The sequence below is a fragment of the Inquilinus sp. YAF38 genome (genome assembly GCF_052113205.1).
Taxonomy (GTDB): domain Bacteria; phylum Pseudomonadota; class Alphaproteobacteria; order DSM-16000; family Inquilinaceae; genus Inquilinus.
The window spans coordinates 135939-159572 of the sequence record NZ_JBFRCU010000003.1 but is presented as its reverse complement, the minus strand read 5'-3'; the positions used below and the strand labels follow the sequence as shown (position 1 = coordinate 159572).

Annotated in this window: 23 protein-coding genes; 2 read left to right on the top strand and 21 right to left on the bottom strand. The window is 66.2% G+C overall.

All coding sequences use genetic code 11. The annotated features are described in order from the left end of the window. Positions 1 to 117: 117 nt before the first annotated feature. From AB4Z01_RS02465 to AB4Z01_RS02445, 5 genes are all read right to left on the bottom strand, one after another. Positions 118 to 963, bottom strand: a complete 846-nt coding sequence (locus AB4Z01_RS02465) for a carbohydrate ABC transporter permease (protein WP_441690234.1) — start codon at positions 961 to 963, stop codon at positions 118 to 120. Then, on the bottom strand, positions 963 to 1907 hold the full coding sequence (locus AB4Z01_RS02460; protein ID WP_441690231.1) for a carbohydrate ABC transporter permease: 945 nt from the start codon (positions 1905 to 1907) through the stop codon (positions 963 to 965). Before AB4Z01_RS02460 ends, AB4Z01_RS02465 begins: the two co-directional genes overlap by 1 nt. After that, the gene (locus AB4Z01_RS02455; protein WP_441690228.1) at positions 1904 to 3010 is read right to left on the bottom strand and encodes an enolase C-terminal domain-like protein; all 1107 of its coding nucleotides are present in this window, start codon (positions 3008 to 3010) and stop codon (positions 1904 to 1906) included. Before AB4Z01_RS02455 ends, AB4Z01_RS02460 begins: the two co-directional genes overlap by 4 nt. A 75-nt stretch (positions 3011 to 3085) precedes the next feature. Continuing rightward, complete coding sequence (locus AB4Z01_RS02450) at positions 3086 to 4330, bottom strand: ABC transporter substrate-binding protein (RefSeq protein WP_441690225.1); 1245 nt, start codon at positions 4328 to 4330, stop codon at positions 3086 to 3088. Between the two features lie 50 nt (positions 4331 to 4380). Further along, entirely contained in the window at positions 4381 to 5520 is a 1140-nt protein-coding gene (locus tag AB4Z01_RS02445; RefSeq protein WP_441690222.1) for a mandelate racemase/muconate lactonizing enzyme family protein, read from the bottom strand. A gap of 96 nt (positions 5521 to 5616) precedes the next feature. Between AB4Z01_RS02445 and AB4Z01_RS02440 the strand changes: the two genes are divergently transcribed. Next, a complete protein-coding gene (locus AB4Z01_RS02440) occupies positions 5617 to 6324 on the top strand; it encodes a GntR family transcriptional regulator (protein WP_441690219.1) in 708 nt (235 codons plus the stop codon). Positions 6325 to 6597: 273 nt separating this feature from the next. On the opposite strand, the gene arfA is transcribed toward AB4Z01_RS02440, so the two are convergent. The 6 genes from arfA to AB4Z01_RS02410 form a co-directional block, all read right to left on the bottom strand. After that, the gene (arfA, locus tag AB4Z01_RS02435; RefSeq protein ID WP_441690216.1) at positions 6598 to 8148 is read right to left on the bottom strand and encodes an arabinosylfuranosidase ArfA; all 1551 of its coding nucleotides are present in this window, start codon (positions 8146 to 8148) and stop codon (positions 6598 to 6600) included. A gap of 30 nt (positions 8149 to 8178) precedes the next feature. Continuing rightward, positions 8179 to 9024 (bottom strand): ABC transporter ATP-binding protein, encoded by an 846-nt coding sequence (locus AB4Z01_RS02430; RefSeq protein WP_441690212.1) that lies wholly within the window; start codon positions 9022 to 9024, stop codon positions 8179 to 8181. Continuing rightward, the gene (locus AB4Z01_RS02425; protein WP_441690209.1) at positions 9021 to 10031 is read right to left on the bottom strand and encodes an ABC transporter ATP-binding protein; all 1011 of its coding nucleotides are present in this window, start codon (positions 10029 to 10031) and stop codon (positions 9021 to 9023) included. Before AB4Z01_RS02425 ends, AB4Z01_RS02430 begins: the two co-directional genes overlap by 4 nt. After that, on the bottom strand, positions 10028 to 10897 hold the full coding sequence (locus AB4Z01_RS02420; RefSeq protein ID WP_441690206.1) for an ABC transporter permease: 870 nt from the start codon (positions 10895 to 10897) through the stop codon (positions 10028 to 10030). Before AB4Z01_RS02420 ends, AB4Z01_RS02425 begins: the two co-directional genes overlap by 4 nt. Further along, positions 10897 to 11901 carry an ABC transporter permease gene (locus tag AB4Z01_RS02415; protein WP_441690203.1) on the bottom strand — a complete coding sequence of 335 codons (1005 nt, stop codon included), beginning with the start codon at positions 11899 to 11901 and terminating at the stop codon, positions 10897 to 10899. The genes AB4Z01_RS02420 and AB4Z01_RS02415 overlap by 1 nt, the downstream gene beginning before the upstream one ends. 67 nt (positions 11902 to 11968) lie before the next feature. Then, complete coding sequence (locus AB4Z01_RS02410) at positions 11969 to 13864, bottom strand: ABC transporter substrate-binding protein (RefSeq protein ID WP_441690200.1); 1896 nt, start codon at positions 13862 to 13864, stop codon at positions 11969 to 11971. Between the two features lie 147 nt (positions 13865 to 14011). On the opposite strand from AB4Z01_RS02410, the gene AB4Z01_RS02405 reads away from it, so the two are divergent. Beyond that, the gene (locus AB4Z01_RS02405; protein ID WP_441690197.1) at positions 14012 to 14950 is read left to right on the top strand and encodes an ArsR/SmtB family transcription factor; all 939 of its coding nucleotides are present in this window, start codon (positions 14012 to 14014) and stop codon (positions 14948 to 14950) included. 407 nt (positions 14951 to 15357) lie between these two features. Here the strand turns inward: AB4Z01_RS02405 and AB4Z01_RS02400 are convergent, their stop codons facing one another. From AB4Z01_RS02400 to AB4Z01_RS02355, 10 genes are all read right to left on the bottom strand, one after another. Next, positions 15358 to 16356 carry a quinone oxidoreductase family protein gene (locus tag AB4Z01_RS02400; protein WP_441690192.1) on the bottom strand — a complete coding sequence of 333 codons (999 nt, stop codon included), beginning with the start codon at positions 16354 to 16356 and terminating at the stop codon, positions 15358 to 15360. A 169-nt stretch (positions 16357 to 16525) separates the two neighbouring features. Continuing rightward, entirely contained in the window at positions 16526 to 17035 is a 510-nt protein-coding gene (locus AB4Z01_RS02395; protein WP_441690189.1) for a nuclear transport factor 2 family protein, read from the bottom strand. Between the two features lie 142 nt (positions 17036 to 17177). Further along, entirely contained in the window at positions 17178 to 17954 is a 777-nt protein-coding gene (locus AB4Z01_RS02390; RefSeq protein ID WP_441690187.1) for an SDR family NAD(P)-dependent oxidoreductase, read from the bottom strand. A 9-nt stretch (positions 17955 to 17963) separates the two neighbouring features. Further along, positions 17964 to 18866, bottom strand: a complete 903-nt coding sequence (locus AB4Z01_RS02385; protein ID WP_441690184.1) for an NmrA family NAD(P)-binding protein — start codon at positions 18864 to 18866, stop codon at positions 17964 to 17966. Between the two features lie 120 nt (positions 18867 to 18986). Then, complete coding sequence (locus tag AB4Z01_RS02380; protein ID WP_441690181.1) at positions 18987 to 19106, bottom strand: alpha/beta fold hydrolase; 120 nt, start codon at positions 19104 to 19106, stop codon at positions 18987 to 18989. Then, positions 19103 to 19948: an alpha/beta fold hydrolase gene (locus tag AB4Z01_RS02375; protein WP_441690178.1), complete on the bottom strand. Its 846-nt coding sequence runs from the start codon at positions 19946 to 19948 to the stop codon at positions 19103 to 19105. The genes AB4Z01_RS02380 and AB4Z01_RS02375 overlap by 4 nt, the downstream gene beginning before the upstream one ends. Positions 19949 to 20052: 104 nt before the next feature. Beyond that, positions 20053 to 20739 (bottom strand): glutathione S-transferase family protein, encoded by a 687-nt coding sequence (locus tag AB4Z01_RS02370; RefSeq protein ID WP_441690176.1) that lies wholly within the window; start codon positions 20737 to 20739, stop codon positions 20053 to 20055. Positions 20740 to 20795: 56 nt separating this feature from the next. Further along, positions 20796 to 21263, bottom strand: coding sequence for an efflux RND transporter permease subunit (locus AB4Z01_RS02365; RefSeq protein WP_441690173.1), 468 nt, complete (start codon positions 21261 to 21263; stop codon positions 20796 to 20798). Positions 21264 to 21551: 288 nt separating this feature from the next. After that, positions 21552 to 22124: a TetR family transcriptional regulator gene (locus AB4Z01_RS02360; protein WP_441690170.1), complete on the bottom strand. Its 573-nt coding sequence runs from the start codon at positions 22122 to 22124 to the stop codon at positions 21552 to 21554. A 607-nt stretch (positions 22125 to 22731) separates the two neighbouring features. Then, complete coding sequence (locus AB4Z01_RS02355; RefSeq protein WP_441690167.1) at positions 22732 to 23598, bottom strand: sugar phosphate isomerase/epimerase family protein; 867 nt, start codon at positions 23596 to 23598, stop codon at positions 22732 to 22734. Positions 23599 to 23634: the final 36 nt, after the last annotated feature.

The window sequence follows — 23634 nt, the reverse complement described above, 5'->3', positions numbered from 1 at the left end:
CCACCGCCGGATCGCCGGGGATCTGTCGGCTTTCTGCTGCTCAGTTGATTCGACGGGAATGAAGCCGGCGACGGTCGCCGTCGGCTCGACGGCGCGGTTTCTCTCCCGGGACGCCATTCAGCCTTTGACGGCCCCGGCCGTCAGGCCCCGCACCATCGCCCGCTGCACGATCGCGAACAGCACGACGACCGGGACGATGCTGATGATGCCCCCGGCCGAGAGCGCCCCCCAGGGCAGCTGGAACTCCCCGACCATGAGTTGCAGCCCGACCGGCCAGGTGCGCGAACCGGTGCTGGTGGTCAGCATCAGCGCGAACAGGAACTCGTTCCAGGCCCCGATCGCCACGAAGACCGCGGTGGCGACGAGGCCGCCCGCCACCAGCGGCAGGACGATGCGCAGCATCGCGCCGATGCGCGACGCCCCGTCGATCCTGGCAGCGTCTTCCAGCTCCGACGGCACCGCATCGAAGAACCCCTTCATCATCCAGATGAAGACCGGCAGCAGGAAGGTGGTGTAGGCCAGCGCCAGCCCGAGGCGGCTGTCGAGCAGGCCGACGCTGCGCATCAGGATGAACAGCGGCACGATGATCATGACCGCGGGAAACATCCGCACCACCAGGTAGAACAGCATCAGCTCGCGCCGGCCGCGGAAGCGATAGCGGGCGACGGCATAGGAGGCGAGCGTCCCGATCACGACGCAGATGACGACGGTCGTCAGCGTCACGACGGCGCTGTTGACGATCAGGGTCGGGAAGTTGGAGCGCGTCCAGATCGCGACGTAGTTGTCGAACGTCACCCGGTCCGGGATGTACTGGATCGTCGCGGTGACGATGTCCGCTTCCGGCTTGAGCGAGGTCAGGAGCGCCCACAGCACCGGGAACATCGCGAAGGCCACGATCGACAGGGCGACGGCATAGCAGAGCAGGACATGGATCCGGCGCCGGGCGGAGTGGCTGCGAAGCATCAGTCCCTCATCGCGTTGGAAAGCTTCACATAGGCGTAGCTGAACACCATCAGCAGCAGGAACATCACCACCGACAGCGCGCTGGCGTAGCCGAAGTTGAATTCCTTGTTCGCCTTCAGGAAGGCATACAGCGACAGCACCTGGGTCGAGCGGCCCGGCCCGCCGCCGGTCAGGATCAGCAGGATGTCGGGCGAGTTCACCAGGCTGATGACGCGCAGCACCACGGTCGCCACGATCACGACCCGCAGCTGCGGCAGGGTGATATGCACGAACTGGCGCCACAGCCCGGCGCCGTCGGTCGCCGCCGCCTCGTAGAGGTCGCTGGGGATCCCCTTCAGGGCCGCTAGCAGCAGCAGCGCGAAGAAGGGGAAGCCATGCCAGACCTCGACCACCATGGCGGCGAACATCGCCATGTCCGGATCCGCGAACCACGCCTTGTAGCTGCCGAGAATGCCGACACGCACCAGGATGTCGTTGAGCACGCCGAGGCGCGGATCCAGCATCAGCGCCCACATATGGCCGGCGACGACGTTCGGCAGGAACCAGGGCAGCAGCACCAGGATCCCGAACACGCGGAAGCCCGGCAGGCTGGTGTTGAGCACCAGCGCCGTCAGCAGCCCGAGCAGAAGCTCGCCGCTCGCGGCCCCCGCGACCCAGACGACGGTGTTCTGCAGCGACAGCCAGAACACCGGATCATGGACCAGCGCGACGTAGTGCTTGAGGCCGACGAAGCCGGTCCCGAGGTCGACCCGGTTCAGCCTCATCTCGCGGACGCTGAGCACCATGCCCCACAGCGTCGGGTACAGCACGACCGCCAGGATCAGCACCAGGCTCGGAAGCAGCAGGTAGTAGGCCCAGCGCCGGCTTTCCGACAGGCGGCCGAGGGGGCCGAGCCGACGGGTTGGCGCAGGGGCCCGCGCCGAGGGCAGGTCCAGCGCCGTCATGCCCGCGCCACGGCCGTGGCCTCGATCCGCTCCCAGTCGAAGTCGAAGCCGATCCCCGGGGCATCGGACACCGTGAGCACGCCGCCCTCGATCGACAGGGGGCCGAGCCTGCCCAGGCCCGCGATCTGCTCGCTCGAGATCACCAGCTGCTCGTAATAGTCGTTGTTGAGGATGGCGGCGCAGAGCTGGGCGTTGGCCAGGCCCATCCCGTGCACCTGGGCCCGCATGCCATGCGCTTCCGCCAGATGCGCGATCTTGACTGCCCCGGTCAGGCCGCCTTTGTAGAAGGCGCTGGTCCGCGCCATGTCGAGCGCGCCGGCCTGGATCCAGCTGGCCATGTTCCAATGACAGCCATCCGAGGTCTCCGCCGCCAGGACCGGGATGTCGAGCGCGTCACAGAGCTTGCGATACGAGCCCAGCTCGAACTCCCGCATCGGCTCCTCGTACCAGAGGAACCCTTCCGCCTCGAGCACCCGGCCGAACCGCAGGGCGGTGACGTAGTCCCAGCCGGCCGAGCCGTCGAACATCAGAGCCGCATCGGGCCCGGCCCAGCGCCGGAGGTTGCGGGACAGCACCGCATCCTCCTTCGCGTCGCCCCAGGCGTGCAGCTTGAAGGCGGTGAAGCCGGCATCGATGCACTGCTTGATGTGCCGCTCGTAGTCGCCCATCGAGTCCCAGGTGACCGTGGAGGCGTAGGCCGGCACCCGGCGGTCATGGCCGCCGAGCAGCTGGTGCAGCGGCATGCCGGCGGCCTTGGCCTTGATGTCCCAGGCGAGCAGGTCGACGATGCCGAGATGCGGCATCGCGATCTCCTCGATCCGGTCGATCTCCCAGACCAGCGTCCACAGCCTTTCGGTCAGGAGCGGGTTCTCGCCGACGAGCCGCTTCAGCCGCCGGTCGACCAGGCTCATCGCGCCCCAGGCATTCGCCACCTCGATCGCGCCGGAGATGCCGGAATCGGTGTCCATGCGGATCACGGCCTTCAGCGGCTTGCGGTCCGCCGGGGTGCCGTCGCCGGATCCGGCCAGCCCCTGGCGCCAGCGATAGGGATGCGCCGGATGCTCGGTCTCGACCACCCAGCAGCGGATGTCCTCGATGCGCATGCCGCGCCTCCCTCGATCCTCGGTCTGGCCGTGCGGCAGTCCCGCGGGACGGTTGCCGCCCCCCTGCCCCGGCCGCTACTGCAGGGCGGCGTCGAGGCCGGCCATCAGGGCATCGACGCAGGCCTCCGGCGTGCTCCGGCCGACCAGGACCTTCTGGAATTCGGGCAGCACGACATTGTCGTCCCATCCCGCGGAGCCGATGAACCGGGGTGGCAGGCGGCCGAATTTGGTCGTCTCGACCGCGGCGCCATAGAGCGGGTTGCCGGTGATGCGGCTGTCCGACGCCGTCTGCGGCGAGGCCGGGAAGTACCCCGTCTGCTCCAGGAACGCGATCGCCGCGTCGGGCTCGGCCCAGAAGGCGAGCCAGGCCCAGGCGGCTTCGGCATTGGCATCCGACATCAGGCCGTTGAACTGATAGGTCAGCCGCGCGATGTGGGCGGCAGGGCCGGCCGGGCGCACCGCGGTCATGAACTGGCCCGGCTTCATCGCGCCGGAGATCTCCGCCAGCGATCCGGTGTGATGCCAGACCATGGCGGTCTGGCCGGTCTTGAACGCCTCCATGATCTGCCGGTAGCCGTCATTGGGCGCGCTGGGCGGGCAGGCCTTGTACCGCGTGAACAGCTCCGACAGGAAGGTGATCGCCTCGATGGCCTTGGGCTTGTCCATCGCCGGCTTGCCATCGACGACGATCGGCGAGCCGAAGCTCTCGATCATGTCGACCACGTATTGGTAGCCGCCGGCCCCGCCGCGCAGGCTGAAGCCATAGCGCCCCTTCGCCGGGTCGGTCAGCTTGATCGCGGCGTCCTGGAACTCGGCCAGCGTCTTCGGCGGGCCGCTGATGCCGGCCTCGTCGAACCAGTCTTTTCGGTAGTACATCCAGTCGACGAAGGTGAAGGCCGGGATGCCGTAGATCTTGCCGCCGACGCTCGCCCCGGTCCAGCGGTCCTGCGGGAATGCCGCCGCCTTGTCCCAGCCCTTGATCCGGTCGGTCAGGTCGACAAGCCCGCCCATCCCGACCATATCGTTGACCCGCTCGGCGGTCACCATCGCCGTGTCGGGCTTCGACCCGGAGACCACCGCCGCGGTGATCTTCGACATGTATTCCGGGTTCGGGATGTTCTCCTGGGTCAGCGAGATGCCGGGATAGCGCTGCTGGAACAGCGCCATCACCGCCTCCAGCCCCTTGAACTCGCTCTCGCTGGTCAGGTGGTGCCAGTAATTGATGCGGCCTTCCGCTGCCGCCCGGGCGAGGCGCGGCGCGAGCGCCAGGACCGGGACGGCCGCGGCGGTGCGCAGCAATGTGCGCCGATCGACGAGCATGACATGTCCTCCCTGTTTTGCGTTCTTGGGCTTTGCGTTCTTGGATCTGGTCAGGACGGGAGCCGGATCGGCGTCGATGCCGGGGCCGGCGGCAGCTCCTCCGGCCGCAGCACCTGCGGCGCCGCCCCGGCCCGGGCCTCGGCGGACAGCACCAGGCCGTGGCCCGGCCGGTCCGGCGCGTAGGCATAGCCGTCGCGCAGGGCGATCGGCTCCTCGACCAGGTGGTTGGTGTTCTGGAACGAGTATTCCAGCCAATCGGCCTCGGGCAGTGCGGCGGCCAGATGGACCCCGATCTCCAGCGACGTGTTGCCGAGCGTCACCGGGACGCCATGCTCCGCCGCCAGCCAGCCCGCCTTCAACACGTCGCCGATATGGCCGTGGACGTTGAGAAGGTCGGCGCCGCGGCCCTCCAGCAGCCGGCGCTTGCCGCGCAGGTCGAGATATTCGCCGGAATTGACCAGCACATGCGGCGCGGCCAGGCGGATCTCCCGCAGGCCGTCGAAATCGTCGCGCAGGCAGGGGTCCTCGACCCAGAGGATGTCGAAGCCCGCGCGCCGGAACTGGTCGAGCCGCCGGATCGCCTCCTTCGGCGACCAGGCCTCGTTGGCATCGATCATGATCGGCCCATGGCCCTTGGCGATCTCGGCCACCAGCGCCAGGCGCCGGAGATCCCATTCGATGTCGGGATGGCCGACCTTGATCTTGAAGCCGCGGTAGCCCTGGTCCCGCGCCTGCCGGAACAGGGACGCGTAGTCGTCGTCGCTCAGATGGAAGTCGAGGCCGCTGGCATAGACCCGCACCTTGGGATCGCTGCCACCGAGATAGCGGTAGAGCGGCAGGCCGGCTTCCCGGGCCGCGAGGTCCCACAGCGCCTGGGCTATCGCCTCTTCGAAGCCGAGCGACGTCCGGCGGCTGTTGCCGCCGCGGGGCCGGGTGACGCGGTGGATCAGCCCCGCCGGCGCCTGCCCCGCCAGGCCGGGCCACGCCTCCTCGGCGAAGGTCCGCTCGATCTCGGCCAGCGCCGGCAGCGGATGGAACAGGCTGTGGAAGAAACCCGTCCCGGTGTTCCCGTCATCGGTGTGCAGCTCGATCACACCGATATGCGCCTGGGCGATGCGGACCTGGCTGTCCCCGATCACCCGGTCGCGGGCGAACTGGAAACGGGTCAGGGTGAAATCGTTCAGCCGCATTCCGGGCTCCTCCATGCGCCGTCTTGCGTGACGGCTATTGATATATCAACTCAGGTAACAGATATTTCTCTATGTGGCAATTGAATCATCAGGCAAATGAGCAGCACCCTGAGACGGTCATCCGACGAACATCCGGCGACGCTGCGCACCGAAGCCGCGCCGAATCTCAGCCGCGTCGCCTATGAACGGTTCAAGGAGGCGCTGTTCGAGCGGCGGCTGCAGCCCGGCGCCTTCATGTCGCAGGCGGAGCTGGTCGAGATCGTCGGCTCGCCGCTGGGGCCCCTGCGGGAGGCGCTGCAGGTGCTGCAGGCGGAGGGGCTGGTGACGATCCGGGCCCGCGCGGGCATCGAGATCGCCAAGCCGGACCTGGCGCTGGTCCGCAACTCGTACCAGCTGCGCCTCTTTCTGGAGACTCCCGCCATCCGGCACTTCGCCGAGACAGCGCCGCGCGACCGGATCGAGGCGATGATCGGGCAGCATCGCGAGGTCATCGGCTGGGTCGATGGCGGAGATGTCGACCGCGACCTGGCGCGCCGGATCGAGGAGGTCGACGCCAGCCTGCATCTCGGCGCGATCGACGCGCTGGACAACCCCCTCCTCCGCAAGGCGTTCCTGCAGACGCAGGACTACATCCGGCTGATCCGGCTGGATCACCACTACGCCTATTCCGCAGCGAAGGTGCGGCGGACGATGGCGGAGCATCTGGAGATCTTCGAGGCCTGCCTGGCCCGGGATCCGGACGCCGCCGAGGCGGCGCTCCGGGCCCACCTGACCCAGGCGATCCAGCGGGCCATGGGGCTTTAGGCGTCGTCCGAGAATTGGTGAGCCGATCGGACTTCCACCCAACTGTCATGCCCGGGCTTGACCCACGGCCGTCCGGTTGAGGAAAAATCGCAACCGAAGCGTGTTTGTCTTAGGTTGATACTCTATTTAATTGTCATCCTCGGGCTTGACCCGAGGATCCAGGGGCTTCCAAAGCAGCTCTCGGTGGCCCCTGGATTGCCGGGTCAAGCCCGGCAATGACAGTAAAAGAATAACATTCGCTTCTCCGGAACATTAATTCTCGGGCGACTTAGGTCATAGAGCAGTCGCCAGCCGGATCACGTTCCAGGATGCGGGCGCGAGCGTGGCGAGGACCCGGCCGCCCCCGGCGCGGACCCCGGCCAGCGTGCCCGGCCCGACCCGGTCCGGCGCCTCCTTCGTATTGGTCGCGGAGAGATCATCGTCCCGCAATTCCAGCGCTTCCTTCAGTTCGAGGTTGCCGAAGCCGCGGATGTCGACGTCGATCGGCATCGGCTGGTCGAGATGGCGGTTGAGCACGAACAGGGTCACGGTCCGGCCCGCATCGTCGTGGACGGCGGCGAGCTTGACATAGGGCACTTCCGGCAGCGGAAAGGCCAGGTCGGCGGTGCCGCGCGGGTCGTGATAGGTCGCGGCATAGGTCGGCGAGGCCACCTCCGCGCGCAGGACCCGGCCGCGGCCGAAATTGCTGAAATGGGCGAAGGGGTGGAAGATCGTCTGCCGCCACGCCGGGCCGCCGGTTTCCGTCATGATCGGCGCGATGGCGTTCACCAGCTGCGCCAGGCAGGCGCAGCGCACCCGGTCGGCATGGTTGAGCAGCGAGATGCAGGCCCCGCCGAAGGCCAGCGCATCCTTCATGTTGTAGATCTCTTCGAGGATCTCGGGCGCCACCGGCCAGCCGAGCTTGGTCCGGCCTTCGCTGCGGCGGCGCGTGCGGTACCAGACGTTCCATTCGTCGAAGCTGAGCATGATGCGCTTGGACGACCGCCGCCGCGCCGCCACCGCATCGACGAGGGCGACGACCTCGTCGATGAAGGAGTCCATCAGGTCGGGGCTGGCGAGGAAGGCCTCCGTGTCGCCGGCATAGTCGTTGAGATAGGTGTGCAGCGAGATGAACTCGACATGGTCGAAGGTGTGCTCGAGCACCGTGTCCTCCCAGGTGCCGAAGGTCGGCATGGTGCGGCCGGAGGAGCCGCAGGCGGCGAGCTCGATCGACGGGTCGACCCATTTCATCATCTTGGCCGCCTCGGTGGCCTTGCGGCCGTATTCCTCGGCGGTCTTGGTCTCCATCTGCCACGGACCGTCCATCTCGTTGCCGAGGCACCAGAACTTGACGCCGTGCGGCTCCGGCCAGCCATGGGCGCGGCGAAGGTCCGACAGCTCGGTATCGCCGGGGAAGTTGCAGTATTCGACGAGCCGCCGCGCCGCGTCGCCGTCGCGCGTGCCGAGATTGACCGCGAGCATCGGCTCGATGCCGGCCGCCCGGCACCAGTCGATGAACTCGTTGGTGCCGAAGGCATTGGTCTCCTTCGACATCCAGGCGAGGTCGAGCCGGCGCGGACGCTGGTCGACCGGCCCGACGCCGTCCTCCCAGTCATAGCCCGAGACGAAATTGCCGCCCGGATAGCGCATGATGGTGGGCGCCAGCTCACGCACCAGTTCGAGCACGTCGCCACGGAATCCATGGGCGTCCGCGGTCGGATGCCCAGGCTCGTACAGACCGCCATAGACGCAGCGCCCGAGATGCTCGACGAAGGCGCCGAACAGACGGGGATCGGTCTCGCCGATGGCAAAGGTGCGGTCGATGGAAACCTTGATGGTCTGCATGGAAAACTCCGGGAGAGACGAGGAAAACGGTCAGGCCGCCGGCTGGGGCCGGGGCTCGGCGGGATGCTCGTCCCGCCAGGCGTTGCCGACGGGCAGCACCGCCTGCAGCAATCGGATGGAATAGGGATGGCTCGGGGCGTCGAGCACGGCGCGGGCCGCCCCGCTCTCCACCACCTTGCCCTTCTCCATGATGATCAGCCGGTCGCTGATGGTGTAGGCGGTGGCGAGGTCGTGGGTGATGTAGATGATCGAGACTCCGAACTCGTCGCGCAGCGTCCGGAACATGTTGACGATGGTCATGCGCAGCGAGGCGTCGATCATCGAGACCGGCTCGTCCGCCACCACCAGGGCCGGCTCGGGCACCAGGGCGCGGGCGATCGCGACACGCTGCAGCTGCCCGCCGGACATCTCGTGCGGGAAGCGGCCGCGGACCTCGGCGAGCGAGAGCCCGACCTTGCGCAGCGCCGCATCCGCCAGGGCCTCGACCTCGTCGCGCGTCCGGGCACCGCAGAAGCGGCGCGCCGCCATGTACAGATAGCGGTCGAGCCGCTTCAGCGGGTTGAACGCCTCGAAGGGATTCTGGAACACCGGCTGGACCTCGGCCATGAAGGCCAGCCGGTCGCGGCGGCTGCGGATGGCGGCGAGATCGCGGCCGCGGAACAGGATCGACCCTGCGCTCGGCGACACGCTGTTGAGGATCATCCGCGCCAGCGTCGACTTGCCCGAGCCGGACTCGCCGATGATCGTGAAGATCTCCGGCCGCTCGCTGGCCAGGGCGAAATCGACGCTGTCGACGGCCTGCACGACATGGCGCCCGAACAGCCCTCCGGACCTGAAGGTCTTGCTGACCTGCCGGATCTCCAGAAGGGTGGTCATGACAGGACCGCCCCGCTGGCCCTGGCCTTGGCGACATGGCAGGCGACGCGATGCCCCGGCTCGAGCTCCTCCAGCGGCGGCGCCACCTCGCGGCAGCGCCCCACCGCCAGCGGGCAGCGAGGATGGAAGCGGCAGCCCGCCGGCGGGTCGGCGAGGTTCGGCGGCGACCCCGGCAGGCCGGCCTTCCTGACCTCGTCCCCGATCCGGGGTAGGCTGGAGATGAGATGCGCCGTGTAGGGATGGAACGGGCGCTGGAAGACCTCGGCGGTCGGCCCCTCCTCCACCAGCCGGCCGGCATACATGATGCCGAGCCGGTCGGTCAGATTGGCATGCACCGCTATGTCGTGGGTGACGAACAGGATGGAGGAGCCCATCTCCTGCTGGACCTCGCGCAGCATGGCCAGCACGCCCTTCTGCACGATGACATCGAGCGCGGTGGTCGGTTCGTCGGCGATGATGAATTCGGGCCGGCAGATGGTGGCGAGCGCGATGGTCAGGCGCTGGCGCATGCCGCCCGACATCTCGTGCGGATAGGCGTCGAGCACTTTGGGGTCGAGGGACAGCCGCCGCAGATGGGCCGAGACCGCGGCGAAGAAGGCCTGCCGGGTGCCGCCGAGATGCCGCGCGGCGAAGTCGACGAAGCTGTGCCGGATCCGTCGCACCGGGTTGAGCACATTCATCGAGCCCTGGCTGACATAGGACAGCCGGCTCCAGCGGATCGCGTCGAGCTCGGCCGGGGACATCGCATAGACGTCCCGGCGGCCGTCCTTGAAGTCGAAGGTGACGGAGCCGCCGACGACGTTCAGCGGCGGGCGGATCGCGCGGGCGATGGTCTTGATCAGGGTGGTCTTGCCGGAGCTGGATTCCCCGGCCAGGCCGTAGATCTCGTTGCGGCGGATGGTGAAGCTGATGTCGTCGACGGCCCGCACCTCCCGCGTCACGCCGAAGAACCGCATCTGGTAGTAGGCCTTGAGGCCCGAGACCTGGAGCAGCGGTGCCAGGCTCATGCGCCGCCCCCCATGCGCGCGAGGCGGCTGCGCGGATCGATGTATTCGTTCATCGAGATCGCGAGCAGGAACAGCCCGATGAAGAGCATCACCACCAGGGCCACCGGAAAGGCGATCCACCACCACACGCCGGCGACCAGCGCGGTGTGCTGGTTGGCCCAGTAGATCATGCCGCCCACGGTCGGCGTGTTGATGTCGGTGAAGCCGAGCACTGACAGCGTCACCTCGATGCCGATCGACCAGTTGATGTTGTTCATCGTCGTCGAGAACACGATCGGCAGGACGAAGGGCAGGTGTTCCTGCACCAGGATCCGGCCGGTGCTCGCGCCCGAGAAATAGGCCTGGTTGGTGAATTCGCGGCTGCGCAGGCTCATCGCCATGGCCCGGATCAGCCGCGCGTCATAGGCCCAGCCGAGCGCTGCGGTGATCAGCGCGAGCATGGCCCAACTCATCGCGTCGCGCATGATGAAGTAGAACAGCACGAGGATCGGGAACAGCGGGATGACGACGAAGGTGTCGTTGATCGACATCAGCACCCGGTCGATCCATCCGCCCTTGTAGCCGGCGATAAGCCCGACCGCGAGTGCGATGATCCGGCTGAGCACCGCCACCACGATACCGAAGGTGAGCGTGTTGCGGATCGCGAGGGTGAGCTGCCAGAACACGTCCTGCCCCCGCGAGGTCGTGCCGAAGAAGTATTCCCATGACGGGGGCACGTCCGGCGCCACCACATAGACGTCGAGCGGCGGGTATGGCGACACGAAGGACAGCAGCGCCATCACCACCACGAGCCCCACCAGGACCAGGCCCGCGGCGAATTCGAAATTGTAGCGGACGAGGTCCCGGAGGATGGCGAGGAACTGCATCAGCGGACCTCCACGCGCGGATCGATCAGCGGAAACAGGAGGTCGATCACCAGCACCGCGGCCGAGACCGCGATGATCGAGACCGAGGTGATGCCGAGCACCAGGCTGTAGTCGCCGGCATGCACCCCGCTGATCAGCAGCGAGCCGAGACCGGGATAGCCGAACACCTGCTCGGTGATAATGGCGCCGTTGAAGATCGCCCCGAGCTGGAGCGCGAGGCCCGTGACCTGCGGCCCCAGCGCGTTGCGCATGACATAGGAGCCGAGGATCCGCCGCCGGCCGACGCCGGCCAGCTCGGCATAGGTGACGTAGTCCTCGGTCACGATGTTCGACACCAGCGCCCGCATGCCCATGAACCAGCCGCCGATGCCGACCGCCATCAGCGACAGGCTGGGCAGGATGGAATGCAGCAGCACGTCCAGGGCGAAGCCGAAGCCGTCCTCGCGATTGACGTTCATGCTGGCGCCGCCGGTGATCGGCAGCACCGGCCAGACGAAGCCGAACACGATCAGAAAGACGAAGGCGACGATGTAATACGGGATCGGATGGACCCCCATCGACACGATCCCGACCAGCTTCAGCAGGCGGTTCCGGCGGTAGTAGCCGGCGAGCCCGCCGATCAGGTTGCCGATGATCCAGGTCATGAGGGTGGAGGCGAGCAGCAGCCCGACGGTCCAGGGCATGGCCCGCCAGATCAGGGTGGAGACCGGGGTCGGGAAGGCGGATAGTGACGGGCCGAAATCGCCGACGACGACCCGCCGCCAGAACGACAGATACTGCTCGACCGGCGATCCTTCGAGGCCATAGAGCTCGCGCAGCGAGGCCCGCATCATCTCGACCGCCTCCGGGCTGGTGACGCCGAAGGAGGTCGCCGCGGTCACGGTCTGCTCGACCGGATCGATCGGCGTCGCATGGGTGATCACATATGTGATGTTCACGCCGATGAAGACGACCAGCGCGAACTGCAGCAGCCGCTTGGCGAGATAGGCGAGAAAGGGCTTCATAGGTCTCCGGCCCTCGGGGTTGCCCGCGGCGCCCGGACTCTCAGGGCACCGCGGGGCTTCGCAGGGATCAGGGCTGGGTCGGCTTGAGCCGCACCATCATCAGGCGCGAATTGCCCCAGTTCGGCACCGGATCGGTGTAGGGGTCCTCGGCGGTCGGGTAGCCGTTCCAGTAGGTCGTATCCATGGCCGTGAAGACGTTGTAGGCCATCAGCGGGATGATCGGCATCTCGCGGACCATGAACTTGGCGTAGTCGCGCCCGAGCTCGACCGTCTTCGGGTCCTCGAAGGACACGGTCCGGATCTGCTCGATCAGCTTGTCGAGCTCCGGGCTCTGCAGACGCTGCCAGTTGCGCGGCGACTGCGTCTTGCCCGCCGGCGCCACGAACTGGGAATGCCAGCTGTCGAGAAAGAAGGCGAGATCGGGGTGGCCGCCATAGGTCTCGACACTCCAGCCGATGAAGGTGTCGAAATCGCCGGCGCCGCGCCGGTCCAGCATGTTCGTGCCCTGCGCCACGTCGATCTTGGCGTCGATGCCGAACTGGCGCCATTGCTGGGCGATCATGGTGCCGGCCCGGGTCATCACCGGGCGGGAATCGCCCTCAACCATGATCTTGATCGAGAAGGGCTTGCCGTCCGGCGTGTACCAAGCGTCGCCGCGCTTGGCATAGCCGGCCCGCTCCAGCAGCTCGGCCGCGGCCGTGGGGTTCGGCTTCCACCAGCCATAGCCGAAGGAGCGCGCGATCACGGCGGGGTCGGTCGGGATCTGGTCGCCCATCGACGGCCGCAGCATCGTCGCGATCTGCTGCCCCATGGTTGGGTCGTACGGCTTGATCCTCTCCTTGCCGGTATCCAGCTCGAACTCGGCCAGCCACTCCTGCATCGGCTTGTGGTAGTCGTCCGGATGCGTGCCGGTCGGCGGGATGGCGATGGCCGAGATCGTCGCGGCGCCGCGATACGAGGCCATCGCGACGGCCCGGATGTCGATCAGCAGGGCCAGCGCCCAGCGCACGTCATGGTTCTGGAAGGTCGGATTCTGCAGGTTGAAGATCACGGCCGGCAGGGTCGGGTCGGGGTGACCGAAGGGGAAGCCCTTGAACCAGGTCTTCAGCGACTTCGACTGCTTGGCCAGGGTGAACATCCCCTCCGGCGCGACGTCGTGGATGACGTCGAGATCGTGGTTGAGCTGCGCGATGACGCGCTTGTCCGGCGGGCCGGGGTCGACATAGGCGACGTATTTCGGCCCGGGCTCGCCGTAGCGGCCGAGCGTGGTGCGCTGCCAATCATCGCGTCGTTGCCACAGGAACCACTTGCCGTCCGGGTCGTAGCTGTTGAGCGTGTAGGCGCCCAGCGAGACCGGCTTGTTGAAGTCGAACCGCAGCGGATCGGGCGCCTTCTCGAAGACATGCTTCGGCATCATCCAGATGGCGTTAAAGCGCACCGTGAACAGCGCGTGGAAACGCGAATTCGGCTTCTTCAGCTTGAAGACCACCGTCTGGGCATCGACCTTCTGCACGCTGTCGACATTGAGCGACAGCAGGGCGCTCCAGCGCATCCCCGGGGTCTTGATCTGCGTCTCGACGGTGTAGACGAGATCGTCGGCCGTGAACTCGACGCCGTCGCTCCAGAAGATCCCCGGCCGCAGCTTCACGGTCATCTCGGTGAAGTCGGCATTGTAGATCGGCTTCTCGGACGCCAGCGAGTTCTGCCAGGACCCGTCCAGCCCCCGCTCGGGATCGATGTACCAAAGCGTGTCGAGGGCGAGCTGGTGCAGGCCGGTATACTGCCCGCCGGCATTGATCGCCCAGATGTTGAACCAGCCGGGATTCTTGATCGTCCCTTCCGGGTTTTCGAGGATCAGCGTCTCCCGGCGCGGCAGTTCCGAGATCGTGGCTTGGGCGGATGCCGCGACAGTGCTTGCGATGAGGCTCGCCAAGGCGAGCACGAGCAACTTGATGGCGCGCATAGGCTCTCCCTTTCTGACCGGTTCTGCGGCCGGCTCGGCAGGAGTGAAGCCTCATTCAAACTGTGCGTCAATCATTTTGATATGTATCATTTATGCTGATATGAACGTCGCGTTACCGTGCTGCTTCTCCTGAAGGATGATCGAGCGATGGACGTTCCGCAGCGCCGATTGCTGACATTGATGGCCAGTGACGGCAGCGAGGCGCTGGAGGCGCTGGCCTCCCCCGTCCGGCTGGCCATGCTCCGGCTTCTCCGGCAGCGCGGGCCGTTGAACGTCAACCAGATCAGCAGCGAGCTGGAACTGCCGCAGTCCACGGTGGCGATCAATGTGCAGAAGCTGGAGCGGGCCGAGTTGATCCGAACCGAGGCCGTGAAGGCGAGCAAGGGACAGCAGAAGGTCTGCTCGGCCCTCTACGACGAGATCACGGTCCGGCTCGACGACCCGGATGCCCTGCAGGACGACCACGTCATCGAGGTCGCGATGCCGATCGGCCTCTACACCACCTGCGAGGTCAGCGCGCCCTGCGGACTGTGCTCGACGGAAGGCGTGCTCGGCCTGCTCGACGTCCCCGACCATTTCCTCGATCCGAACCGGATGAAGGCGTCCCTGATCTGGTTCGGCCGCGGCTTCGTCGAATACAAGTTCCCCAACAACGCCAAGGTGGTCGAAAAGGCGATCGAGCAGCTCGAGATCACCATGGAGCTGTCGTCGGAAGTGCCCGGCACCAACAGCGACTGGCCGTCCGACATCACGCTGTGGATCAACCATGTGGCCGTCGCGACCTGGACGTCGCCGGGCGATTACGGCGATATCCGCGGCCGCTTTACGCCGCGATGGTGGAAGCTGGCCGGCTCGCAATACGGCAAGCTGGTCACTTGGCGGGTCACCGATGAGGGGGCGTTCGTCGATGGCACCCTTGCCTCCGACGTGACGCTGGAGCAGCTCCGCCTGAACGACCATCACGCGATCCGCCTCCGGGTCGGCATCGATGAGAATGCCGAGCACCCGGGTGGCCTCAACATCTTCGGCCGGGGCTTCGGCAACCATGATCAGGACATCGTTATGCGCCTGCGCCTGCGGGGGTGACGGTCGATCGCGTTCATCTGTCGGAACAGCCAGCAGTTTCCCCAAGCGTACTTCGGTCAGGAGCCGCCGTCGCGCCATCGCCCTCTCCGGTCGTTCGGGGCGTCATAGCGGCAGGAGCGACTTGGTCTCCTTTTCCTTCAACGGTCCAGGGGCGCGGTCCGGATCAGGTCCGTTTGACGGATCGAGCGCCGCTTGGTGCTTGTCGTTGTCCCGAGCCGGCTAAGCGGCCACTCGGGAGCGAAGGTCGGATCTTCTGGTAAGCGCCCGTTTGCGGACATCGGGTCTGCCAGCGCGCGATAAACCTTGGGATCCACGTTGACGACCGGGTCGGCGCTTGGTCCGAGATCGTGGTCGCCATCGAGAAAGAGCGCCCTTTGCCCGTTCACTGCGTGGCAAGCTAACGCCGGTCAGACGCTTGGGTTGAGCACGACGGTGCCTTGCACCTCGCGCCGCTCCAGCAGCCAGTGCGCGTCGGCCGTGCGGCTGAGTGGCAGGACCGCCGCGACGTTCGCCTTGATGGATCCGATGGCCACTCCGTCGGCCAGAAAGCGGAGCGCGCGTAGGATCAGTTCTGGCCGCTGGAAGAAGCTCGGCAGGTACACCCCCGAAAGCGACTGCGCCTTCGCCATGAGTCGCCTCGGCGCGAGTGGCTGACCCGGCCCGCCCGTCGACCCGATGACGACGCACCGGCCAAGCATCGCGAGACATTCAAAGTTCTGATCGAAGACATCGCTGCCAATCGTCTCCAGGATGATGTCAACGCCGCGCCCATCGGTATGTGCGAGCACCGTTTGCGGCCACGCGGGCGTATCGTAGGCGATCGCGTGATCGGCGCCGATGCTGCGCACGAATTCTCGGCGGGCCTCGCTGCTGGCGGTGCCGATGACAGTGCCGGCGCCCAGCGCCTTGGCGATCTGAACCGCCAGGCTGCCGACGCCGCCCGCGGCGCCCTGAACCAGAACGCTCTCACCTTTGCGCAGCGTCGTGCAGGCCTGAAGAGCGAGAAATGCGGTGACGCCCTGGCAGGGCAAGCTGGCCATGGCGACGTCATCGGCATCTTCATTGAGCGCCACCACGATCTCGGCGCGTGCCAGCGCCTTTGTGGCATAGGCTCCCTTCGGCATCAGTGCCATGACCTTGCGGCCTTCGAGTGCAGGATCGGCCCCGGGACCGGACCGCAGCACACGTCCCACGACCTGCAGTCCCCCGACCTGAGGGAGGGTGACTCCGCCGACGCGAGTTTCGGCGCGATTGTAGACGCCGAGACGCTCACGAATGTCAGGGAAGTTGACGCCGATCGCTGACGTCTCGATCAGAACATCGCCTGGACCCGGTTCGGGGTCGGGGAGCTCGACATACTCGAGCACTTCGGGACCGCCGAACGTCCGGTACTGAATGGCTTTCATAAGGCCTGCCTTCGACCGCCTCGCTCACCCGAGCGGGCTCTGGTTGACTGTGATCTGTTCGGCCGCACTCGCCCGATGCATTGCGCTGGCAATCGTCGGCCATTGCGTCGTGGGCGCGCCGGCACCGAGGACGAGACCGCCGCGCAGGAGTTTGCGGCCCATCATTCCTTTAGAAATGAAACTCCTTGTCCTCGGACACGTTCTGGACCCGCTTGTGACGGACGCGCCAGTCGCCTCCTGTGATCCTGGTCAGCCGGTCGGTAACCATCGCGTAGGAAATCAGCTTCGGCAGGTGCGCGTCATATTCCATGATCTCCATCGGCGCGGTCTTGAGTTTGCCGGCCTGACTTGATGGCGCGATGCGGATCAGCAGGATGTAATAGGTCACGATGATATCCTCGCCCGGCCCGGCGTCGATCACATGGTTGCAGTTGTGCCGCCGCACGCCGTGCGTGATGGGCTCATAGGCCTTCAAGAACCTCGCCAGTTCTTCTTTCCCGACGCTTCGGCCAAGCGGATGATCGACGATCACATCATCGGAGAACGCGGCGAGCAATTCCTCCGCCTGCCATTGGTCGAACAGGAAGTTCACCCGGTTGACGAAATCGATGGCCTCGAACCGGGTGTCCGCGTCGATCCTCCGGTTCGAGGATGCTGGTGCTGTATCGCTGGTGCTCATGCCGAGCTCCCTTCGCATGGGCTTGTGCCGAAGGCGCCAGGGCTGAACGACTTCGCGCGAGAATGAAGCTGGCCCACGGGACCGTCGTTCCCCGGCCACCGGGCCGGCGGATGTGTCGGCTCGGATATGTGCCGATCCTGCGCTAGATGATGGAGTCCACAACGCCGCCATCGACACGCAACGCCGCACCGGTCGTCGCCGACGCCTGGTTCGATGCGACGTAGACGACCATGTTCGCGACCTCCTCGACGGTCGCAGGGCGCTGAATGATGGAGGTTGGCCGATGCGTCCTGACGAAGTCGATGCCGACCTCCTCGAAGGACCGCTCGGCGGTGACGTGGTCCTTGAGCATCTCGGCAGCGCCCTCGGAAAAGGTCGGGCCCGGCAAGACCGAATTGACCGTCACACCGGTGCCGGCCATGCGCTTGGCAAGGCCGCGCGCGACCGCCACATCGGCCGTCTTGCTGACGCCGTAATGGATCATCTCGACCGGGATGTTGAAGGCGGATTCCGAGCCGAGGAAGATGAACCGTCCCCACGGCTTCGCCGCCATTTTCGGAAGGTAGGCACGCGCGAGCCGCACTCCGGCCATGACGTTCACCTGCCAATGGCGATCCCAGATGGCATCATCGGTCCCGAAGAAATCGAGCGGCTGGAAGATGCCGAGATTGCTGACGACGATATCCGGCGCGGGCGCGGCCCGGATCAGTGCCGTGCACCCGTCCGACGTGGCGAGGTCGACGGCCTGGCCGCTCGCCCGATCGCCTAGCCGCGCCACGGCCGCCTCGACCTTCTGCTTGGTACGGCCATTGATCACCACCTCGGCGCCTGCCTCGTGAAGCCCGCGGGCGATGGCGAAGCCGATGCCCTCGGTAGAGCCGGTGACGAGGGCAACTTTGCCTGAAAGATCGATGTTCATCTGCTTTCCCTACGACCGTCGCGCCGCCGCATCGAGGCTGTCGAAGGCGGCCCGATGCGACGCGACGAATGCTTGCACAGTCATCGGCGGGGCGCCTGTCACCTCGGCGACGATTTTGTCGGCGCCGGAGAAGATGCCGTTTTGATAGTCGACGGCGATGGCGCAGAAATGCTGGATCAGAAACGCGGGCAGGCCAAAGTCTTCGAGGCGCTCCCGATACTCGGGGATGGTCAGCGGCCGGTAGCTGATCGTCCGCCCGAGGACTTCGCTGATCGCAGCAGCGATGCCTGGCTGGTCCAGTTCGGTCGGGCCGTGGAGCGTGTAGGTCTTACCGACATGGGCGGCCGGCTCCGCCAGAAGCGCGGCGATCAGGCGTGCCTGGTCTTCTGCCGCGATCGGGGCATGGCGTCCGGCGCCATAGGGCAGATCGATGATGCCCTGCTCGACGATCGTCTTGCGCGCGAACGGGTAAAGCAGCCATTGCGAGAAGAAGGTCGGCCGCAGGTGCACGGTGGGAACACCCGACCAGTCGAAGATGCGCTCGGCGATCCAGTGATCGCGCGCCGCATGGCTCTTGGAATCCTCCCGCGCCGAGATCTGCGACATGTTGATGACGGCCTTAAGGTCGGCACGCCTGGCTGCATCGGCGAAGTACGCCGTCGTCTGGATGATGCCGGGACGAACGGGGTAGCAGAAGTAAGCGGCGGTGGTGCCGGCCGTGACACGAATTGCGTCGTCATGCTCGAAGAGGTCACCCACCACGACCTCCGCTCCCTCTCGTCGCAGCGCCTCGGCGCGCTCGTCCTCTTTGTGGACCAGCGCCCTGACGGCGTGGCCCTTCTCAAGGAGCCGTTGGACCGTATAGCGGCCGGTCTCGCCGGTTGAACCGGTCACCAGGAACTTGTCGGTCATCTATTATCTCCAGAGTAGAGAACAGGATTGAAGCGAACGGGATGTTCCGGTTGAGTCGAATGGCGCTCGCGAATGGGGGCGGATCTGACTCCGTCCGACCATTTGAAGCGAAGCGCGGCATCAGCCTTGAAGGAACGCCAGCAGATCGGCGTTCAGCCGGTCCTTGTCGACGTGCAGCAAGCCGTGAGACCCGCCCTCGTAAACCACAAGCCTGGCCTGCGGGATGAGCTTGGCGGTCAACGTCGCCGAGATCTCGAGCGGGACGATCTGATCGTCGCGCCATGCACCACCAGCGCGGGGACGGTGATCTTCTTGAGATCTTCACGGAAATCGGTTTCTGAGAAAGCGCCGAGCGCGTGATAGGCGGCGAGGATGCCGGTTGCCTGCCCCTGTCGCCAGTAGCTCTGCCGGAGCCCCTCCGAGACGTGAGCGCCCGGCCGGTTGAAGCTGTAGTACGGCGTGGTGACGTCGAGATTCCACTGCGACCGGTTGGCCTGGACGGCCGCGCGAAAGCCATCGAACAGCTCCTTCGGCGCACCTGTGGGATTGGTCGCGGTCTTGAGCAGGAACGGCGTCACCGAGGAGATGAAGGCGACCTTGGCGACGCGGCTCTGGCCGTGACGGGCGATATAGCGCGCGACCTCGCCGCCGCCCATCGAATGGCCGATGAAGGTCGCGTGGCGCAGATCGAGCGCATCGACCAATTGCGCCAGGTCGTCGGCGAAGGTGTCGTAGTCATATCCCGCAGCCGGCTGGCTGGATCGGCCGAAACCGCGACGGTCGTGGGCGATGACGCGATAGCCGTTCTGCAACAGGAAGAACATCTGGTCCTCCCACGCGTCGGACGAGAGCGGGTAGCCGTGGCTGAACACCACGGCCGGCCCCGAGCCCCAATCCTTGAAGTAGAGGCGGGTGCCGTCTTTCGTGATGAGGCGATCCGCCATCGGCTTGCCGTGACTTGCTGGCGCCGCGTTTTTCGCATCGGCAGCGCCGGCGGCAGCGGCAAGACCTACGCCGGCAGCGGCGCCCCCCTTGAGGAGGTGGCGCCGCGAAGCGCCTTCAGGCGGTGAGATCGTGGACATGGTGAACTCCGCGGGAAAAGCGGCCGCTTGCGGCGACGGGTTGTTGAGTGGCAGAAGCGACGAGCCTGTCCGGCCGGCTTTCGGCTGCACGGCTCGCATTGGGATCAGCAGCCAAGCCGGCGCAGATCGTCGGCCACGAACATCTGGCCGCTGCGGTTCTTGACGCTCGGCAGTTCGGCGACCTTCGCGCGCCAGGCTCTCAGCGCGAAATGGTCCTCCGGAATGACAATGCCGGCGGCATCGGCGAACATCAGGCCCGCGAACACCGTGATGTCGGCCATGGAAAAGGCGTCGCCCGCCACGAACGGGTGGTTCTGCAACACGGTGTCGAAATACGTCATACCGGCCAGCGCCTTGTCGCGTTGGCGATGACCCCACTCCTGACGGCCGGCCCATTCGGGGCTCTTGAACGCCTGCAGCTCGGCGCCGAGGCCCGGCGTGGCGTGATGGAAATAGTTGCCGACCGCGTCGAGCAGATCGGCTTCAGCACGCCTCTGCATCATGTGAATGACAGCCTTTTCCCTCGGCGTCCTGCCGGTGAGCTTCGGATCGCCGTCGAGATTGTCGAGATATTCGGTGATGGCGGTGGCTTCGGCGATGTAGGTGCCGTCATCGAGCTGCAGGACCGGGACGACGCCGGAGGGGTTCTTTTCCAGGAAGGCGGTCTGCTTGTGCTCTGCGCCGATCAGGTCGACCGGCACGAACTCGATCAGGGGGTCGAGCCCTTTCTCGGCCAGCACGATGCGGATGCGGGCCGGATTGGGAAAGCCGGGGCGATCGAAGATCCTCATGATATTCCCTTGTCTATCGAAGGATGGATGCAGTCGCGGATCGGAGCCCTGACACGTCAGGGAGCCGCGGTGGCGTGGACCGCTCCGGCGGGGTCTCGACGCCGGCCGCCGATCTTGCGGACTGCGGTGTAGAAGACGGGCGTGAACAGCAGGCCGAACAAGTTGACGCCGAGCATGCCGGCGAACACGGCCGTTCCCAGCGACTGGCGCATTTCCAACCCCGCGCCGGTGGCGACCACCAGCGGCGCGACACACAAGATGAAGGCGAAGGACGTCATCAGGATCGGGCGCAGCCGGGTGCGGGGCGCGCGCACTGCCGCCTCGGCCGCGGTGGCCGCCTCCTCCTCCCCCTGGCGCACGAACTCGACGATCAGGATCGCGTTCATGGCCGCCAGCCCGAACCATCCCGCCGCGGCCAACGCAGTCGCCACCAAGCCGGCAATCCAGGACCCACGCCTCCGGCGTTCGACCGCCGAAGATGGTGGCGGCTCCTCCACCTCGGGCAACCTGCTGATCTCGTTCATCTGCTCGCCCGCTGATCCTCGAAGGCACTGGTGGCGGTGAGGTCTGCCGTTCGTCGAATCCGCAACCGGCGAAGCGGCATCAAGATAAGATGTCGATTGACATCTAAGTCACGTATAGATGATGAACATCATACAACTCGTCAAGAGCTCTCGTGCCGAGGAGAATCCGGACCGCGAAGGCGGTCGAGAGCCGTAGGCGAAATCCCTGGTGCGCCGCGGTATCAGCGTCGCCGGCGCGATTGTTTCCGGGGCTGCGGTTCGGTTTGCGCGGCTAAGCGGAGAGCGTCTTCATCCCCGCAGGAGATGTCTCTTCGCCTGCCGCAGGATCTCGGCGGAGAGGTCGGGATCGTTGACCATGCGCGACATCGTCAGCGCTCCGATCATGGTGGCCAGGGCGCTCAGGGCTCGGCCCCTTGCAACATCGGCTTTCACCTCGGTGAACTGCCTGGCGACGACCCCGACCACCTCCTGGAAACCTTCAGTCGCTTTCCCCCGGACCAGATCGTCGCCCCGCGTGAGCTCACTCCCAAGCGCCGCAAAGGGGCATCCCTCTGCAGGATTGTCCCGATGACCGGCCGAAAGATAGCCCTCCACGGTGGCCTCGAATGGGCTCTGGTCCGGATGGTCCGCCTGCTCCTTGCCAATTGAAGCGATCAGCATCTCCGCCGCGGACGCGCAGACTTCGGCAACGAGGTCATCCTTCGAGTTGAAATGCCGATAGAACCCGCCATGCGTGAGCCCGGCAGCGGCCATGAGATCTGAAAGGCCCGTCGCGCTGATCCCGTTGCGGCGAAACTCTTTCGAGGCGGCATCGACAATGCGCCTCCGGGTCTCGGCCGCTTCTTGCCTCGACTTCCTCATCTCCGCCCGATTCAGTGGTCAAGCAACTCCGTTTGAACTTAGCACCCGATTGATGTCGAACGACATCTAAAATTGGTCGTGCTCGGCCATTCGGCTTTGCCCGATCCGGTGTGGGTGGAGGGAAGCGAGCCGCCCAGGCCCCCAAAGGACACTGGTCCGCCACGCGACATTCGTTCCAATGCGCGACGATCGCTACTATCGCGCGTTGCCTGGCTGGCGCCGCGACTGGAGAGTCCGCTTTAGCCCAAAGCGGTCCGAAGTGAGCTGTCGGCGCTACGATCGCCAGTGTCGCAAACCTGGGACGCTTGCGCCCGTCCACTCAACGGCCGTTTGACGGCCGGCCTGCGTCCTGTCCGCCAACCTACATTGGTGATGGCTTTCCGGACAGATAGTTTGCCGGACGAGTTTTCGGACAAAGACTGGTGGACGACGGCGGAGATCGGCTGCGCGCGAGTTTCGACGACCAGGATCCGGCATTACAACTCGACGCCCTTGCAAGGCCGGCTGCGCCGGGTGTTTCAGGACGGGGCGTTTGGAGGAAAAGCCGACCGGCCGGGGCTTCGGCAACCATGATCAGGACATCGTCATGCGCCTGCGGGGGGGAGGCCTATCGCCGGGATCGATCGGCCCCCGCATCGGCCCAGCCCTGCGCCATGTGCGTGAAGCCGGATCGGTAGACCTCTTCCTCATTGGGGAAGAAGTCGCGCCACACGCGGGTGGCGGCGGCGAGCGCCGGAACGCCGCGGCCGAAAGCCTCGATCGTCAGCCTGCCGTCATATCCCGCTTGCCGCAGCGCCTTGTAGGTGGCCCCCCACGGCACATGACCTTTGCCCGGCGTGCCGCGGTCGTTTTCCGAGATATGGACATGGATCATGTGGCGCCAGATCGCGCCGATGGCGGCGACCGGGTCCTTCTCCTCGATATTGGCGTGGAAGGTGTCGTACATCCCCTTCACGGCAGGATGGTCGACCTCGTCCAGATACTCGGCCAGCTGCTCCATCGTGTTGAGGAAGTAGCATTCGAAGCGGTTCAGCGCCTCGAGGGCGAAGCGCACCCCGTGTCGCTGGGCGTGGTCGCCGGCGCGGCGGTTGAATTCTATGCCGCGCCGGCGCTCCTCGGCCGTGGGGCCATGGCCGGTGAAATGCCCGAGCTGGGAGTGCATCGGGCCGGCGACCATCGACCCGCCGAGCGCCTTGGTGCAGTCGATCACCCACTTCGTCCGGTCCAGCGCGGCGTCCCGCTCGGCCCGGTCGTCCGAAAGACAATTGTGGCCCGCCCCCAGCACGCTCACCGTCGTGACGTCGAAGCCCAGCGCCGCAAGCTGCTCCCCGAGCCTGGCGTAGTCGTCGGGCGTGCCTTCGAAGACCGGGACCTCGATGCTGTCATATCCCGTCTCCCGGATCGCCTTCAGGAGGGGTGCGTGCTCGTCGGTGACATGTCCTGTCCAGAGCAGCAGGTTGAACCCGTACTTCATGCCCCCTCCTCCCTTGGCCGGCGTGGATCGCCGGCC

Coding starts and splice junctions, on each gene's coding strand:
- AB4Z01_RS02430 (WP_441690212.1), bottom strand. CDS start 9,024: ATGACCACCCTTCTGGAGATCCGGCAGGTCAGCAAGACCTTCAGGTCC.
- AB4Z01_RS02395 (WP_441690189.1), bottom strand. CDS start 17,035: ATGAGCACCAGCGATACAGCACCAGCATCCTCGAACCGGAGGATCGAC.
- AB4Z01_RS02425 (WP_441690209.1), bottom strand. CDS start 10,031: ATGAGCCTGGCACCGCTGCTCCAGGTCTCGGGCCTCAAGGCCTACTAC.
- AB4Z01_RS02450 (WP_441690225.1), bottom strand. CDS start 4,330: ATGCTCGTCGATCGGCGCACATTGCTGCGCACCGCCGCGGCCGTCCCG.
- AB4Z01_RS02465 (WP_441690234.1), bottom strand. CDS start 963: ATGCTTCGCAGCCACTCCGCCCGGCGCCGGATCCATGTCCTGCTCTGC.
- AB4Z01_RS02460 (WP_441690231.1), bottom strand. CDS start 1,907: ATGACGGCGCTGGACCTGCCCTCGGCGCGGGCCCCTGCGCCAACCCGT.
- AB4Z01_RS02385 (WP_441690184.1), bottom strand. CDS start 18,866: ATGACCGACAAGTTCCTGGTGACCGGTTCAACCGGCGAGACCGGCCGC.
- AB4Z01_RS02455 (WP_441690228.1), bottom strand. CDS start 3,010: ATGCGCATCGAGGACATCCGCTGCTGGGTGGTCGAGACCGAGCATCCG.
- AB4Z01_RS02365 (WP_441690173.1), bottom strand. CDS start 21,263: ATGAACGAGATCAGCAGGTTGCCCGAGGTGGAGGAGCCGCCACCATCT.
- AB4Z01_RS02375 (WP_441690178.1), bottom strand. CDS start 19,948: ATGTCCACGATCTCACCGCCTGAAGGCGCTTCGCGGCGCCACCTCCTC.
- AB4Z01_RS02405 (WP_441690197.1), top strand. CDS start 14,012: ATGGACGTTCCGCAGCGCCGATTGCTGACATTGATGGCCAGTGACGGC.
- AB4Z01_RS02440 (WP_441690219.1), top strand. CDS start 5,617: ATGAGCAGCACCCTGAGACGGTCATCCGACGAACATCCGGCGACGCTG.
- AB4Z01_RS02415 (WP_441690203.1), bottom strand. CDS start 11,901: ATGAAGCCCTTTCTCGCCTATCTCGCCAAGCGGCTGCTGCAGTTCGCG.
- AB4Z01_RS02445 (WP_441690222.1), bottom strand. CDS start 5,520: ATGCGGCTGAACGATTTCACCCTGACCCGTTTCCAGTTCGCCCGCGAC.
- AB4Z01_RS02400 (WP_441690192.1), bottom strand. CDS start 16,356: ATGAAAGCCATTCAGTACCGGACGTTCGGCGGTCCCGAAGTGCTCGAG.
- AB4Z01_RS02360 (WP_441690170.1), bottom strand. CDS start 22,124: ATGAGGAAGTCGAGGCAAGAAGCGGCCGAGACCCGGAGGCGCATTGTC.
- AB4Z01_RS02390 (WP_441690187.1), bottom strand. CDS start 17,954: ATGAACATCGATCTTTCAGGCAAAGTTGCCCTCGTCACCGGCTCTACC.
- arfA (WP_441690216.1), bottom strand. CDS start 8,148: ATGCAGACCATCAAGGTTTCCATCGACCGCACCTTTGCCATCGGCGAG.
- AB4Z01_RS02410 (WP_441690200.1), bottom strand. CDS start 13,864: ATGCGCGCCATCAAGTTGCTCGTGCTCGCCTTGGCGAGCCTCATCGCA.
- AB4Z01_RS02355 (WP_441690167.1), bottom strand. CDS start 23,598: ATGAAGTACGGGTTCAACCTGCTGCTCTGGACAGGACATGTCACCGAC.
- AB4Z01_RS02420 (WP_441690206.1), bottom strand. CDS start 10,897: ATGCAGTTCCTCGCCATCCTCCGGGACCTCGTCCGCTACAATTTCGAA.
- AB4Z01_RS02370 (WP_441690176.1), bottom strand. CDS start 20,739: ATGAGGATCTTCGATCGCCCCGGCTTTCCCAATCCGGCCCGCATCCGC.